Source organism: Streptomyces sp. NPDC002623 (assembly GCF_053592635.1).
Genome location: NZ_JBSFWB010000030.1, coordinates 79,451 through 93,811 on the forward strand (window position 1 = coordinate 79,451; position 14,361 = coordinate 93,811).

The window sequence follows — 14,361 nt, forward strand, 5'->3', positions numbered from 1 at the left end:
AATTAGGGTTACCTAACCAGGTCTCTAGCTGCCCTCTCGCCACGCTCGCCACAGTCGCGCGTACCGGCCGCCCAGAGCGACCAACTCCTCGTGCGTTCCCTGCTCCACGACGCGCCCCGCGTCCAGCACGGCGATCCGGTCCGCCGCCATCGCCTGGGTCAGCCGGTGCGCCACGAACAACGTGGTCCGGCCCGCGCACGCGGCCAGCACCGCCCGCTCCAGCTCGGCGGCGCCCTCGCTGCCCGCCTCCGCGGTCGACTCGTCGAGCACCACCACGGGAGATCCGGCCAGCACCAGCCGGGCCAGGGCGATCTGGGCGACCTTGGTGACGTCCAGGCGCTCGCCGCCCTCGCCGACCATGGTGTTCAGTCCGTCGGGCAGCGCCTCGACCCACCCGTCGGCGCCGACCGTGCGCAGGGCGTCGGTCAGCTCGGCGTCGGTCGCCTTCGGCGCGGCCAGCCGCAGATCGTCGGCGAGCGGACCGGAGAAGACATGCGTCTCCTGGGTCAGGATGCTCACCAGGGCCCGCGCCCCGGCCTCGTCCAGACCGGCGAGGTCGGTCGACCCGACCCGCACCGAACCGGCGTCCGGGGTCCCTATGCCCGCGATCAGCGCGGCCAGGGTCGTCTTGCCCGCGCCCGTCGCCCCCACCAGCGCGAGCGAGCCGCCGGCCGGGATCGTCAGGTCGACGTCCCGCAGCACCGGTTCGTCGGCGTCCGGGTATCGGAACGTCAGCCCCCGCACGGTCACCGGGTGGGGGCCGGAGTCCGCCGAGGCGACGGTCGCGTCGCCCACCAGCCGGTCCTCCGAGTCCTCCCCCAGCACTCCGACCAGGCGGGTCAGGCTCGCACCCGACTTCTGCGCCTCGTCGAAGGTGAACATGATGGCGCCCAGCGGGGTGAACAGCCGGTGGAACAGCAGCGGGGCCGCCGACACCTCGCCCAGGGTCGCGGCATCGGCCTCCAGCAGGGCGTACCCGACCACGAGGATCAGGACCAGCCCGATGAACTCGGCGCGGTTCTCCCGGCCGACGAACCGGCCGAAGAACCGGAACACGTCGATGCCGAGATCGCGCACCCGCTTCGACTCGACGGTGACCTTCTCGCGGAAGGCGTCCTCCAGACGGTACGCCCGGACCGTGTCGATCCCGTTGAGACCGCTGATCAGCGCCTGCGCACGGTCGGCCTGGGCCACCCGCTGGTTACGGTAGAGCGGGGCGGACCTGGGGAGATACCAGCGCAGGGCGAGCGCGTAGGCGGGCAGTGCGCCGGCGCCCGCCAGGCCCAGCCGCCAGTCCAGGCCGAACATGCCGGCCGTGGCGATGGCGACCAGGACCCCGGCGGAGAACACCGTGGGGATGGCCGTGCGGATGCCCTTGGAGATGACGGCCACATCGTCGCCGACCCGGGAGAGCACATCTCCCCGGCCGACCTGTTCGATGCGTGAGCTCGGCATCCCCAGCACGGCCCGGACGGCGCCTTCGCGCAGCCGGGCCAGCAGATCCGCGCCCAGCCGCCCGATCAGATAGGTGGACACCGCGGTGGCCGCCGCGCCGAGCAGCGCGGCGGCCACCATCAACGCCCCGATCGTGACCAGGGTCGAGCGCGGTTCGCCGCCGACCACTCCGTCGACCACCCGGCCGAGCAGCAGCACCGGGAGCACCTGGAGCGCCGCGCCGACCACCGTGGTGATCACGGTGGCCGCCGTCAGCCCCGGCACTTCGCGGCAGTGCGCCACGACCCATCGGGTGGCCTCGCGTCCGGTCGCCGTGCGCAGGGTTGCCGGGGCGACGCGTGTGTCGGTGGTGCTCACACCTACTCTGCCGACTTGACGAGCTCGTCGATCGCGTACGGCATGGACAGCAGGGTGCCCTGGGAGATGGCCGCGCCGATCGCCGGGCCCTCGCTGTCCAGCAGGTACGAGACCTTGCCGTTCTTCACCGCGCCGAGGTTGGCGTACAGCTTGTCCTTCTTCATGGCCTCGGTGTCCGCCTTGTCGTTGATGACGAAGATGCGGTCGACGTCGACCAGGTCCATGCGCTCGGGGGAGAGCGCCACGGAGAAGCCGCCGTCCGCGATCTTGTCGATCTCGGTCTGGTACTTGAAGCCGATGCCCGTCAGCAGCTGTCCGCGCACGTCGGTGGAGGTGAAGGGGTTCACCGCGTCCTTGTACCAGGACAGCGCGACGGCGGTCTGGTTCGCGAACTCGGGGTGCGCGGCCTTGGCGGCGTCGAGCTTGGCCTGGATGTCCGCGATCATCTTCTTGCCCTCGGCGGCCTTGCCGACCGCCGTCGCGATCTGGAGCGCGTTGTCCTGCCACGGCGCGCTGAAGGGCTCCTTCTCGGCCTTGGTGCGGCCGACCGTCGGAGCTATCTTCGAGAGCTTGTCGTAGGCGGCCTGGTCGACCTCGGAGTAGACCGCGATGATCAGGTCCGGCCGAAGCGCGGCGATCTTCTCGTAGTTGGGGCCGGAGTCGCCGTTCTGCATGATGACCTCGGGCTTGGCGTCACCCCACGCGTCCTTCACATACGGCCACTGCGTGTTGATGTCGGGGCTCTGACCCGTCGGGTTCGGGTACTGGTCGACCATGCCGACCGGCTTGATGCCGAACGCCAGGACGGACTGGTCGTCGGTGTAGCCGACGGTGACGACCCGCTCGGGCGCCTTCTTCACCGTCGTGGTTCCGAATGCGTGCTCCACGGTGACCGGGAACACGCCGGCCGCAGCGGCAGCCGAGGTGGTGTCACTCGACGAGTCCTTGTCCGCCGAGTCCGAGCCACATCCGGCCAGGAGCCCCACGCCGAGCGTCGCGGCCGACAACACCGCCGCGAATCGCCGCCAGGGCTTCATGAGCGTCGTTCGATGGAGGAGCATCCGCAATCCCTTTGCTCTCGCACTGTCCGCTGCACCTTGTTCTAAGGGCAGGCAAACCTTACCTACAAAGATGAGGTTAGCCTAGCCTAACTACTGCTTTTTACCTGGGGAGTTCTCCCGGACATGGGTGCGGCCGATCGGCACGATGAGCGGCCGGCCGCCCACCGGGTCCTCGATCACCTCGGCGCGCAGCCCGAACGCCTCGTGCAGCAGCTCGGCGGTGATCACGTCACGCGGGTGCCCCTGCGCGAGGATCGAACCCGCCCTCATCACAATGAGGTTGTCGCTGTAACGGGTGGCCAGATTCAGATCGTGCAGCACCATGACCACGGTGCATCCCGACTCGTGCAGATCGTCCACCAGGTCGAGCACATCGATCGCGTGCGCCAGGTCCAGATAGGTGGTCGGCTCGTCGAGCAGCAGCAGATCGGTGCCCTGGGCCAGGGTCATCGAGATCCAGACGCGCTGCCGCTGTCCGCCGGAGAGCGCGTCGACCGGACGGTCCGCCAGATCGGAGACCCCGGTCATGGCCAGCGCGCGCTCCACGACGGCGGCGTCGTCCGACGACCACTGCCGCAGCCAGCTCTGGTGCGGATGACGGCCCCTGGCGACCAGGTCGGCCACCGTCAGCCCCTCCGGCGCGACCGGCGCCTGCGGCAGCAGACCGAGTTTCTTCGCCACGTCCCGGGTCTTGAGCCGGACGATGTCCTCGCCGTCCAGCACGACCGTGCCCCTGGTCGGCTTGAGCAGCCGCGTCAGGGTCCGCAACAGGGTCGACTTGCCACAGCCGTTGGGGCCGATGATCGTGGTGATCACCCCGGGCGGGATCGCCACGTCGAGTGCGTCGATCACGGTCCGGCCGCCGTATCCGACCGTGACGCCCCGGGCCGCCAGACGCGATCCGTCCTGGACCGCGGACCCGGATCCGGTCCCGGACCCGGTCCCGGCCCGGGTGTCGGCCTCGGACTCGGACTCGGTGATGTGCTGAGCGCCCACAAGCCCCCCTGATTTAGGTGTGCCTAACCTTTGTACCAGCTACTTGAGATTCGCCCGCACCAACAGGTAGACGAGGAAGGGGCCGCCGATCGCGGCGGTGACCACGCCGACCGGCAGGGAGATCGGCAGGGCCGTGCGCGCGACGAGGTCCGAGCCGTTCAGCAGCAATGCCCCGACCAGCCCGGAGGCCGCCAACGGCGGTGTCGGGAACCGCGTCAGACGCATCGCCACCTGCGGCGCCACCAGCGCCACGAACGGGACCGGGCCTGCCGCGCTCACCGCGACGCTGGCCAGCAGTACCGCGCACAGCAGCAGGACCGCACGCACCGCCGAGTACCGGACGCCCAGGCCCGCGGCGACCTCGTCCCCGAAGTGCATCGGCTTGAACTGGAACGCGACGCACGACACGACGATCAGCAGGGCGAGCGAGCACCACAGCGCCACCCAGACCTCGTCCCACGACCGGTCGTCCAGCGAGCCGACCAGCCACGCCTGGGCCCGGGCCACATCGCGGATGTCCGCCGTGACCAGCAGCCAGGTCGTGATCGCCTCCATCACGGCGCTCACCGAGATGCCGATGAGGATGAGCCGGAAGCCGTCGATCCCGCGCCGCCACGCCAGGAAGTACACCAGCAGACCCGTACCGAGACCGCCCAGGAGCGCCGCCACGGACAGACCCACCGAGTTGACGATCGCCGTGGCGGTCCCGCCCGACACCGTCACCAGGAACACCGCGACCGCGCCGGCGCCCCCGGTGATCCCCAGGATGTCCGGACTGGCCAGCGGATTGCGCGCGATGGACTGCGTGAGCGCCCCGGACACCCCGAGCGCGATGCCCACGACGAGCCCGGCCAGGGCGCGCGGCATCCGCAGGTCCATGATGACGAACTCGTCGACCGCCTCGCCGCGCCCGAAGATCGTGGCGATCACCTGGGGCAGGCCGATGGGGAAGTCCCCCACGCCGATGGACACGCAGAACACCAGGAAGGTCGCCGCCGCCAGCAGCAGCGTGACGAGCACCATCCAGGGCCGCCAGACGAACGACACCTGGCCGAGCCGTACGCCCGGCGCCACCGACGGCTTCACGTCTGTCCCGTTCATCCCGGTCATGCGTTCTTGAACTTTCCGAGCCACACCAGAGCCGCGAAGAACGGGGCCCCGAGGAGGGCGACGACGACACCCGCGTCCAGTTCGCCCGGCCGTACCACCAGGCGGCCCACGATGTCGCAGAGCAGCAGCACGATGGCGCCGAGCAGACCCGCGTAGGGGACCAGCCAGCGATAGTCCGGCCCGGTGAGATAGCGGGCCACGTGGGCCACCATCAGCCCGAGGAAGGAGATGGGTCCGCAGGCGGCCGTCGCCGCGCCCGCCAGCAGGGTGATGGCCACGATGCCGACGGTCCGGCTCATGGCGATGTTGACGCCCAGTCCGCGTGCGACGTCGTCACCGAGGTTGAGCAGGTTGAGGGAGGGCAGCATGCTCAGGGCCAGCACCAGCCCGACCACGATGAACGCGGTCACCGGCCAGATGACGTCGAACCCGACGCCGGCCACCGAGCCCGCGTTCCAGAACCGCAGCGCGTTCAGCGCCGCCTGGTCCGAGAGCGCGATCGCCGTGGTCATCGCCGCGAGGAACACGGTGATGCCCTGACCGGCCAGGGCGAGCGTCAAGGGGTTGCCGGCCCCGCGTCCGATGCTCGCGAGACCGAACACGACGACACCGGCGACCGCCGCCCCCAGAAAGCCGAACCAGGCGTACTGGAACGGGTTGGTGAACCCGAACAGGGCGATCGCCGACACCACCGCGAAGGACGCGCCGGCGTTCACCCCGAGCAGGCCCGTGTCGGCGATCGGGTTGCGGGTGTACCCCTGGATCAGCGCCCCGCCGACGCCGAGGGCGATGCCGGCCACGACGGCGAGCACCGTGCGGGGCACGCGCACGGTCTGCACGATGAGTCTGATCTCGGTGAGCCGCTGGTCGGACTCGGGCGCCGCGAACAGCCCGTGCCACACCTCGGCGGGGGTCAACGCACGCGCGCCGACGGCCAACGACGCCACTGTCACGAGCGCAAGGACCGCCACCAGCACGCCCAGACCGACAACCCGTCGGCTACGGGCCTGTGTCGAGCCCCTCGGAGCGAGGCGCTCCACTGCAGTCATGCCCATGTCCACGTACGTTATCCCTATTGATCAACCGGGGAGACACGGCCCGGGGCACAGCGAGGAACCGGAGCCGCTCGGCGCCCCGGGGGCCAGGACAGGTCCCTGGACCTGTCCTAGCGGGCGCTTCCTTCGGCGACCGAACGGGCCTCGTCGAAAGCGGACTTGAGACCACGGTCGAGGAGCGAGTCCAGAATCTCGCCGACCCTGATCGCCGTGTTGGACAGCAGGGACGAGGTGATGCCGTGCGTGTGCTCCGTGCCGCCCTGCAGATAGATGCCGCAGTGCAGATCGGGGTCGGTCGTGATGCGGTAGTCGCGCTCGACCCGGACGTTGCCCTCGTCGTCGCGCAGGCAGCGGTCCGCGACCTCGCCGAGGAGACCGACGGGGTCGGCCTGGCGATAGCCGGTGGCGAACACCACCACGTCGGCGGCAAGCGTGGCCTCCTCGCCGGTGACCAGCGATTTCACCGTGGCAAGGGCCTTGTCCGGGGTCTCCTCGACGCCGGTGAGCCGCGAGATGTTGATGAACCTCAACCGCTCGGTGCCGAGCACTTTCTCCCGGTACATCTGCCGGTACAGATCGTCGATCAGATCGATGTCCACCACGGAGTAGTTGGTGTTGCCGTGGTAGTCCATCAGCCGGCGTTTGACGTCCGCGGGCGCGGCGAAGTACTCGTCGACGGCCTCCGGGTCGAAGATCCGGTTGGCGAAGCTGCTGTCGTCGGCGGGGCTGTAGCCGTAGCGGGAGAAGACCGCGCAGATCTCGGCCTCGGGGAACCGCCGGTGCAGGTAGGCGACGTTCTCGGCGGCGCTCTGCCCGGCTCCCACGACGATGAACCGCGAGGGCGCGGTGCCCTCCAACCCGTCGACCTTCGCCAGCAGTTCGGAGTTGTGCCAGACGCGCTCGCCGCGCTCCACACCCTCCGGCATGAGCGGACGCAGCCCGGTGCCGATGACGAGGTTGCGGGCGCGGTGGACCGCGAGCCCCTCCCCCGAACGGACCGTCACTTCCAGGTGGTCCACGGTTCCGTCGCGCACGACGGGCGCGACGCCGACGACCTCGTGACCGTAGGAGACCATGTCCTCGACCTTGGCGGCGGCCCACTCGAAGTAGTCGTGGAACTCCACGCGCAGCGGGAAGAGGCTCTTGTGGTTGATGAAGTCGATCAGGCGTCCCATGCTCTGCAGATAGCAGAGGAAGCTGAACTCACTGGCCGGGTTCCGGAGCGTCACCAGGTCCTTGAGAAAGGACACTTGCATGGTCGCGTCGTCGATCAGCATGCCTCGGTGCCAGCCGAAGCGCGGCTGCTGCTCGAAGAAGTGGGCGGTGACCGCCTCGTGCTCGTCGGCGCGTGCGTTGTGCTCGCTGATCGCGATCGCCATGGCCACATTGGACGGTCCGAAGCCGATGCCAATGAGGTCGTGGACCAGTGATGCGTCACCAGGCTGAACCTGTGACATGTCTCTCCCATCGTGCGGGGCAGACGCCTGTCAGGCGTGGGGAAAGTACGCAGGTGGGCATGCCGACGGAGCGGCACACCGTTAACTTAGGTGAGCCTAAGCTAATCTTGTGAAGCTGTCGATAGGGGCGGACCGGAGACCGCCCCGCCAACTGCAAGGCGATGTATGCCCATTGAAAACTAAGGTAAGCCTTGCTTTACTTGCCACCGGTCAGTCCCTGCCTCGAGGAGGAACCCCATGCGGGTCGTCATGTTCGGTTACCAGACCTGGGGGCACCGCACCCTGCAAGCCCTCCTGGACTCCGAGCACGACGTGGCACTGGTCGTGACGCACCCCAAGAGCGATCACGCGTACGAGAAGATCTGGAGCGACTCCGTCGCCGACCTCGCCGAAGAGCACGGCGTGCCGGTGCTGATCCGCAACCGCCCTGACGACGACGAGCTGTTCGAGCGCCTCAAGGAGGCCGACCCGGACATCATCGTGGCCAACAACTGGCGGACCTGGATCCCCCCGCGCATCTTCGACCTCCCGCGCCGCGGCACGCTCAACGTGCACGACTCGCTGCTGCCGAAGTACGCCGGCTTCTCCCCGCTGATCTGGGCGCTGATCAACGGCGAGCCCGAAGTGGGCGTCACCGCGCACATGATGAACGACGAGCTCGACGCCGGCGACATCGTCCGGCAGGAGGCCGTGCAGGTCGGACCGGCGGACACCGTCACCGACCTCTTCCACAAGACGTGCGACCTCATCGCCCCGGTCACCATCGGCGCGCTCGACCTCATCGCCTCCGGGCAGACCGAGTTCACCAAGCAGGACCGGTCCCGGGCGAGCTTCTTCCACAAGCGGTCCATCGAGGACAGCCGCATCGACTGGAACTGGCCGGCCGAGGACCTCGAACGCCTGGTCCGCGCCCAGTCCGCGCCGTACCCGAGCGCCTTCACCTTCCACAAGGGCAAGCGGCTCGACGTCCTCGCCGCGGTGGTCTCCGAGAACAACTACGGAGGCACGCCGGGCCGGATCTTCTACCGCGAGGGCGAGGGCGTGGTGATCGTCGCCGGCGCCGACGCCCGCACCGGGCGCAACCGGGGCCTGGCCATCACGCGCGTACGGACCGAGGAAGGCAAGGAGCTGACCGCGGCGGAGTACTTCACGTCGATGGGCGGCTACCTCACCGGTCGCCCCTGACCACCCCACCCCCCCCCTGACGTGCCGGCCCCAGTACGGTCCTGTGGGCCGGCCGGACACTGCCGCCGTGCGGACCTTCCCGTCTCCGCACGGCGGCAGCGTCGTGACCTCGGCAGCGGTCTCGGGCCCGGCGGCTCCCGGCGGCCGGGGGCCGTCCCCGCGTACCGTGGTCGTCGCTCTCCCCTCGAGCGAAGGGACACCATGGCGCGCATCACCGACCGGACCGTTCTGATCGTCGGCGCCTCCTCGGGCATCGGCGCCGAAGTGGCACGCCGGCTGGCCCCCGGAGGCAACCGGCTGGTCCTCACCGCACGGCGCGCCCCCGAACTGGCCGCCGTGGCGAAGGAGGTACGCGCGGCGGGCAGCGACTGCCTGGACATCGCCGCCGACGCCCTGGATCCGCAGGCGGCCGCCGACGTCGTGGCAGCCGCCGTCACGGAGTACGGCTCCGTCGACGTGGCGCTGCTCAACGCCGGCCAGGGGCCGGACATGTCCATGGACCAGGTGAGCGTGGCGGACGTGGCCCGGATCATGGCGCTGAACTACGACGTCGTCGTGAACTACCTCGTCCCGCTGATCGCGCGGATGGGCAGCCAGCGCGGCGGCGGGCTGATCGCCCACACCAACTCCCTGGCCGGGCTGATGGGCCTCCCCCGCCAGGGGCCGTACTCGGCCGCGAAGTCGGCGGCGCGCACGCTCGTCGACTCCGCGCGCATCGAACTGGCGCCCAGGGGCATCCGGTTCACCTCGATCCACCCGGGCTTCGTCGCCACGGACCGGATCAGCGGGGACGGCCTGCCCAAGCCCTTCCAGATCAGCCAGGAGCGGGCGGCCGCGTACGTGGTGCGGGCCCTGGAGAGGGAACCGGCCCAGGCGTACTTCCCCTGGCCCACGGCGGCGTTGGTCCGCACGCTGCGCGTCCTGCCCACACCGCTCTCCTCCGCGGTGCTCCGGAGGCTGGCCGGCGGATAGCGCTCGGGCTCACTCGTCGTTCACCCAGCGCATGAGCCGCTGCAGTGGGTAGAAGCCGTCGTGGGAGAGGCCGGGCGGCATGCCGCCCGCCTTGCCGAGGGACACCACGCGCTGGACGCCGGCGCAGGCGAGGGCGTCGCGCAGTTCCGCCTTGCGGGTGTCCGGGTACACGCCGACCGTCTGGGTGGCGACCCCGGCGTGGGCGACGGCCTCGGACAGGGAGGCGACCGGAACGACGTCGACGATCTTCCCGTCGGGGTGGAAGTCGACCGGTTCCGGGGAGCGGATGACCAGGCCCCGGCCGTCGTAGCCGCCCCACACCCGGTACTCGGGCGCCAGGGACCGCAGGACGTCGATCTCCTCGCGGAGTTCTCCCGGGACCCGAGGGCCGTCGGCCGAGCTGAACTCCCGGGCCACGCCGAGGCGTTCGCACAGCAGCGCGGCATAGCGGTCGGCGTCGTCCTCGGAACCCTCGACGAACTGGAAGCGGCTGGCCACGCACGCCTGCTGGTTGAAGAACGTGGCGTCCGCCGCGCCCGCGTCGGCGGCCCGGGCCAGGGCCTCGGGGGACTCGAAGGCCTCGCGGCCGATCAGCGAGATGGACGTCTTGGGGTCGAAGGAGACCAGCTCGAACCCCGGGCCGACGTACTTCAGGGCCCCGCGGATGGTGGACTCGCCGCCCCAGGCGACCAGTTTGTCGAAGAACTGCGGGCGGAACAGCACGCTCTCCACGCTCTCGTCGCCGCCGCGCCAGTACACGGCGGAGAACGAGCGGACCACAGGGTGGCCGGGGGCGACCGCGGCCATGGTGCGCAGGATCGCGGTCGCGGTGAACAGGTCGTTCGAGGGCAGCTTGAGCAGGTTGACGCCCTTGGTGAGAGCCCCGCGCACGACGGACATCGCCGCGACGCCGGGCGCGTTGCCGGCGATGATGTGCACCAGGCGGGGCGGGAAGGCGCGGGTCGCCGCGATCCGGTCGTCCGGCAGCCGCACCTCGCGCCAGCCGTCGAGCACATCCGCTCCGCCGAGTTCGCAGTCGATCTGGGCGTGCAGTCCGGGGCGGCGGAAGCTGCGCCACAGTACGGCGTAGGCGCGTTCGAGCACCTCGGCGGGGAGGGTGCTCAGCGGGGTCAGCCGGTCGAGCGCCTCGGCGAGCAGGCCCTCGCGGTCCGCCTCGAGCGCCTCGCCGGTCGCCACCAGCAGGTCGACGATCTCCGCGACGGGCACCTGGAAGGCGGGGCCGGGTTCGGTGCGCGGCCACACCAGCCGGTCCAGGTCGAGGGCCGGTGCGGTGAAGCCGCGGCGGCCGTGGGCGATCCGCGGGCCGTCGTCGACCTCGCCGCGGATCAGGTGGACGGCGGCCGTCGCGCCGTCGAGTGCCGTGCCGGTCATCCGTGGATCATCCCCCGCACATAGGAGTCGAGCGTCGCGGCGCAGGTGATCTTGTCGTCGCCGCCGAGGTCGCCGTAGCGGGTGATGTCCGGCAGGACGGCGGGGCCGGGCCTGCCGCAGGCGCACCGGGCGAAGTCGACGAGCACGCGGTCACCGCTGATCAGTCCGCCCCAGCGGCCTTCCAGGGAGACGTCGAGGAACGCGAACCGGCCTTCCACCACGGTCTGTTCGGTGTTGAGCAGCCTCTCGCCCGGCTCGTCGAGCACCAGCGGGATCACCCACGGCGGCACATGGTGGTTGCCCTGCTCGCAGGCGAGGCAGGAACCCTGGAGCTCTGTCATGCCGTAGCTGCGCACCCGCCGTACGCCCTCGTAGAACGAGGCGAACTGCTGCTGGTAGTCGTCGGGCAGCGCACCGTTCTTGTTGCCGCCGCCGCTGAGCACCAGCGTGTCCGGGTGCAGGCTGCCGTCGGCGACGCCCCGGGCGCGCAGCGCCTGGATCAGGGTGAACTGCTGGTTGTTCATGCCGGCGACGAGGAGCGGCTCGTCACGGTGCTCGGCGATGTCGTCGACGATCCGGGCCACGGCGGCGTCCAGCTCCCGTTCTCTGGTCGCCGACCGGCTCTCGAAGGCGCTGATCTCCTGTGGGGTCGCGGTGCCTTCGGCCATGCGGCGGCGCAGCAGGGCGCTGCTCATCAGCTCGGAGACGCGCAGGGGTTCCTCGGTGAGCAGCAGGGTCTCGCCCGGCCGGGCGAAGACCTCCGCGTGCCATCGGTAGCCGTCGATGGAGCGCATCGGGCCGCCGGCCGGGGCCAGCAGATAGCCGCGGCGGACGGGCGTGGGCGGGAGCGGGTCGGGCCAGCAGGTCAGGTTCTCCAGGATGTCGTGGAGGAAACTCAGGTCGCTCGCGTCGCAGTTGAGGAAGGAGACCTTTCCGGAGGTGCCGCTGGTGATGTAGGGGCGGTGGCCGCCTGCCGTGATGCGGTCGGTCCATGCGTCGATGTCGTGGACGCCGTCCAGGTCGACGTCGTCCGGTTCGACCGCCGAGACGGTCGTGTACCAGCGCAGGAGCCGGTCCCAGCGGCCGGCGGTGATGAGGGAGACGGGGTACGACTTGTAGCTGGTGTGCGAGAAGAGGAGGGGGACGAGGTCGTCGAGGGCGGTGATCTCGCGGACGCCGGTGTCCTGTGCGCGGGTGTGCAGCAGCGGGATGCGCGCACGGTGGGCGGTGAAGGCCTCGCGTGCGGCTTCGAGCTGCAACTCCTTTATGTCCTGGGCTGGTTGGTCGAAGGGGTCGTCGGACAGGACCAGAGATCGGATCTGTTCACGTGCGCTCGGCACAGCATCCACCTCAATCGGTTGCGTACGTCTTCTTTTCGGCGAGGTACGACGACTCGATCGCGTCCAGGTCTGCGCGCAGTTCCTTCGGGGTGCCGGTCATGGTGACGCGGCCGCGGTGCAGGACGTAGACACGGTCGGCGATGTCCAGCACCTTGCGGACATGCTGTTCGACGAGGAGGGCGCCGAGGCCGCGGTCGGCCGCCTCGCGCACGGCGCGCAGGAGGCGGTCGACCACGAGCGGGGCGAGGCCGAGGGACAGTTCGTCCGCGAGGAGCAGCTTGGGGGCCCGGCCCAGGGCGCGCGCCAGCGACAGCATCTGCTGCTCGCCGCCGGACAGCATGCCCGCGCCGGTCCTCAGCCGTTTCTCCAGTTCCGGGAAGAGTTCCAGGGCCCGCTCCGCCGGTACCCGGCCGACCCGTAGGTTGTCCGCGGTGTCGAGGCGGGTGAAGACCGCGCGCTCGCCGACGTACGCCAGGCCCTGGCGGGCCCGGCGGTGCAGCGGGGCGCGGCCGGTGTCGCCCAGCCAGCGGACCTCGCCGTCCAGCGGGGCCAGTTCGCCCGACAGCGCCCGCAAGGTCGTGGTCTTGCCCGCGCCGTTGGGTCCGAGCAGGGCGACGACCTCGCCGGGGCGGACCCGTAGGTCGAGGTCGCGTACGACGGGCCGGCCGCCGTACCCGGCGGACAGGGCGCGGGCTTCGATCAGGGACGCGGTGTCGTGCACGGACGTTCTCCTTCGTCAGCCGGCCGAGGCCGCCGTCAGCGCCTTGCGGACGTCGACGAACGTCGAGCCCTCCTTGGCCCACTCGATCTTCCCGTCGCGGATGGTGAGTTCGGTGGCGGTCGTGTTGTGGATGCGGTTGAGGCCCTTGATCGGCAGGGCGGTGGAGGCCTTCCAGGTCAGTGGCGGGGTCAGTCCGCCGGTGTCGATGCCCGACGTGGTGTTCAGCTCCTCCACCAGCGCCTTGGAGGTGATCGTGGGCAGTTGTCCCACCGCCTCGGTGAAGACCTTGAAGGCGACCCAGGTCGTGCCGTTGGCGCCGTTGGTGGTGTCGATGTCATGGCCCTTGGCGGCCTCGACGAAGTCCTTCCACACCGCGTCGGAGGACGGCGGGTAGTAGCCGGTGATCGCGGCGCCCTCCAGCGGGCTGCCGCTGCCGCCGGTGCTCTCGGCCAGTTCGGGGGTGAGGTTGCCGACGACGCTGCCGAGCTTGGTCTTCGCGCCGGACTGCACATACGACTTGACGAACAGGTCGGAGTGAGTGCCCAGGATGACGCTCACGCAGTCGCTGTCCTTGGTCGCGGTGGCGACCTGCGGGGCGAGGTCGGTGGCCGTGATCGGCACCTTGAGGTCCTTGGGCGCCGCCCCTCCGGCGGAGGTCACGCCGAGGGTGAGGAACTGGGAGACGATGGCGGCGGCGGCCACGTCGTAGCGGACGCCGGAGATCTTCTTGCAGCCCTCCTCCACGAGCTGCATGCCGTGCGCCGCGAACACCACCGGGGTGCCGCCGTTGACCGGGAACGACAGCGGGTTGGAGAACTCCGCGGCCGAGACGCCGGTCCCGCCGATGTAGGGGATGCCGGCCTTCTCCAGGATGGGCATGTAGCGGTCGCCGGCCAGGCTGTAGGAGCCGACGACGGCGACCACCTTCTCGGCGACGGCCTGCTGGGCGCACTTCTCGGCCTCGTCGGGGTCGTTCTTGTCGTTGCAGGTGATCACCTTCAGCGGGCCGCCCTTGATGCCGCCGTTGGCGTTGATCCACTTCTCGTACGCCAGGGCGGTGAGCCGGACTCCGGGCTGGGCGCTGCCCTGGGTGTTCTCCGGTGTCCAGACCATCACCTTGACCGGCGTGCCCTTCAGGGCGGAGGTCTGCGCCGAGCTGTCGGACGCTTCTCCCCCGCAGCCGGCGGCGAGCAGGGCGCCGGTCACCGCGAGAGCGCTGGCTGTGGCGGTTCTGCGTCGGCGTGAGTCGTTCATCGTTCC

Annotated in this window: 11 protein-coding genes and 1 pseudogene; 2 read left to right on the forward strand and 10 right to left on the reverse strand. The window is 70.3% G+C overall.

Translation table 11 applies throughout. The features are described from left to right. Nucleotides 1-24 precede the first annotated feature (24 nt). The 6 genes from ACWD4O_RS37620 to ACWD4O_RS37645 all read right to left on the reverse strand — a co-directional run bounded on the left by ACWD4O_RS37620 (nt 25) and on the right by ACWD4O_RS37645 (nt 7,491). Nucleotides 25-1,812, reverse strand: coding sequence for an ABC transporter ATP-binding protein (locus ACWD4O_RS37620; RefSeq protein ID WP_451287095.1), 1,788 nt, complete (start codon nt 1,810-1,812; stop codon nt 25-27). A gap of 2 nt (nt 1,813-1,814) precedes the next feature. Next, nucleotides 1,815-2,873, reverse strand: a complete 1,059-nt coding sequence (locus tag ACWD4O_RS37625) for an iron-siderophore ABC transporter substrate-binding protein (protein ID WP_451287097.1) — start codon at nt 2,871-2,873, stop codon at nt 1,815-1,817. Between the two features lie 90 nt (nt 2,874-2,963). Continuing rightward, the gene (locus ACWD4O_RS37630) at nt 2,964-3,869 is read right to left on the reverse strand and encodes an ABC transporter ATP-binding protein (RefSeq protein WP_451287099.1); all 906 of its coding nucleotides are present in this window, start codon (nt 3,867-3,869) and stop codon (nt 2,964-2,966) included. Between the two features lie 39 nt (nt 3,870-3,908). Further along, a complete protein-coding gene (locus tag ACWD4O_RS37635; RefSeq protein ID WP_451287137.1) occupies nt 3,909-4,970 on the reverse strand; it encodes a FecCD family ABC transporter permease in 1,062 nt (353 codons plus the stop codon). Nucleotides 4,971-4,975: 5 nt separating this feature from the next. Further along, complete coding sequence (locus tag ACWD4O_RS37640) at nt 4,976-6,034, reverse strand: FecCD family ABC transporter permease (RefSeq protein ID WP_451287101.1); 1,059 nt, start codon at nt 6,032-6,034, stop codon at nt 4,976-4,978. A gap of 110 nt (nt 6,035-6,144) precedes the next feature. Next, nucleotides 6,145-7,491, reverse strand: coding sequence for a lysine N(6)-hydroxylase/L-ornithine N(5)-oxygenase family protein (locus ACWD4O_RS37645; RefSeq protein ID WP_451287103.1), 1,347 nt, complete (start codon nt 7,489-7,491; stop codon nt 6,145-6,147). A 237-nt stretch (nt 7,492-7,728) separates the two neighbouring features. Here ACWD4O_RS37645 and ACWD4O_RS37650 point away from each other — a divergent pair, with 237 nt between their 5' ends. Together ACWD4O_RS37650 and ACWD4O_RS37655 are read left to right on the forward strand one after the other, a co-directional pair. After that, nucleotides 7,729-8,676: a methionyl-tRNA formyltransferase gene (locus ACWD4O_RS37650; protein ID WP_451287105.1), complete on the forward strand. Its 948-nt coding sequence runs from the start codon at nt 7,729-7,731 to the stop codon at nt 8,674-8,676. Nucleotides 8,677-8,877: 201 nt separating this feature from the next. Then, complete coding sequence (locus ACWD4O_RS37655; protein ID WP_451287107.1) at nt 8,878-9,648, forward strand: SDR family NAD(P)-dependent oxidoreductase; 771 nt, start codon at nt 8,878-8,880, stop codon at nt 9,646-9,648. A gap of 9 nt (nt 9,649-9,657) precedes the next feature. On the opposite strand, the gene ACWD4O_RS37660 is transcribed toward ACWD4O_RS37655, so the two are convergent. From ACWD4O_RS37660 to ACWD4O_RS37675, 4 genes and pseudogenes are all read right to left on the reverse strand, one after another. Continuing rightward, nucleotides 9,658-11,040 carry an acyl-CoA reductase gene (locus ACWD4O_RS37660; RefSeq protein ID WP_451287109.1) on the reverse strand — a complete coding sequence of 461 codons (1,383 nt, stop codon included), beginning with the start codon at nt 11,038-11,040 and terminating at the stop codon, nt 9,658-9,660. Further along, nucleotides 11,037-12,380 (reverse strand): hypothetical protein, encoded by a 1,344-nt coding sequence (locus ACWD4O_RS37665; protein ID WP_451287111.1) that lies wholly within the window; start codon nt 12,378-12,380, stop codon nt 11,037-11,039. Before ACWD4O_RS37665 ends, ACWD4O_RS37660 begins: the two co-directional genes overlap by 4 nt. Nucleotides 12,381-12,390: 10 nt before the next feature. Then, nucleotides 12,391-13,020, reverse strand: a pseudogene (locus ACWD4O_RS37670) (ABC transporter ATP-binding protein); the annotation flags it as partial. A gap of 96 nt (nt 13,021-13,116) precedes the next feature. Beyond that, a complete protein-coding gene (locus ACWD4O_RS37675; RefSeq protein WP_451287113.1) occupies nt 13,117-14,355 on the reverse strand; it encodes an ABC transporter substrate-binding protein in 1,239 nt (412 codons plus the stop codon). Nucleotides 14,356-14,361 lie beyond the last annotated feature (6 nt).

Coding starts and splice junctions, on each gene's coding strand:
- ACWD4O_RS37675 (WP_451287113.1), bottom strand. CDS start 14,355: ATGAACGACTCACGCCGACGCAGAACCGCCACAGCCAGCGCTCTCGCG.
- ACWD4O_RS37650 (WP_451287105.1), top strand. CDS start 7,729: ATGCGGGTCGTCATGTTCGGTTACCAGACCTGGGGGCACCGCACCCTG.
- ACWD4O_RS37625 (WP_451287097.1), bottom strand. CDS start 2,873: ATGCTCCTCCATCGAACGACGCTCATGAAGCCCTGGCGGCGATTCGCG.
- ACWD4O_RS37660 (WP_451287109.1), bottom strand. CDS start 11,040: ATGACCGGCACGGCACTCGACGGCGCGACGGCCGCCGTCCACCTGATC.
- ACWD4O_RS37640 (WP_451287101.1), bottom strand. CDS start 6,034: ATGGGCATGACTGCAGTGGAGCGCCTCGCTCCGAGGGGCTCGACACAG.
- ACWD4O_RS37635 (WP_451287137.1), bottom strand. CDS start 4,970: ATGAACGGGACAGACGTGAAGCCGTCGGTGGCGCCGGGCGTACGGCTC.
- ACWD4O_RS37645 (WP_451287103.1), bottom strand. CDS start 7,491: ATGTCACAGGTTCAGCCTGGTGACGCATCACTGGTCCACGACCTCATT.
- ACWD4O_RS37655 (WP_451287107.1), top strand. CDS start 8,878: ATGGCGCGCATCACCGACCGGACCGTTCTGATCGTCGGCGCCTCCTCG.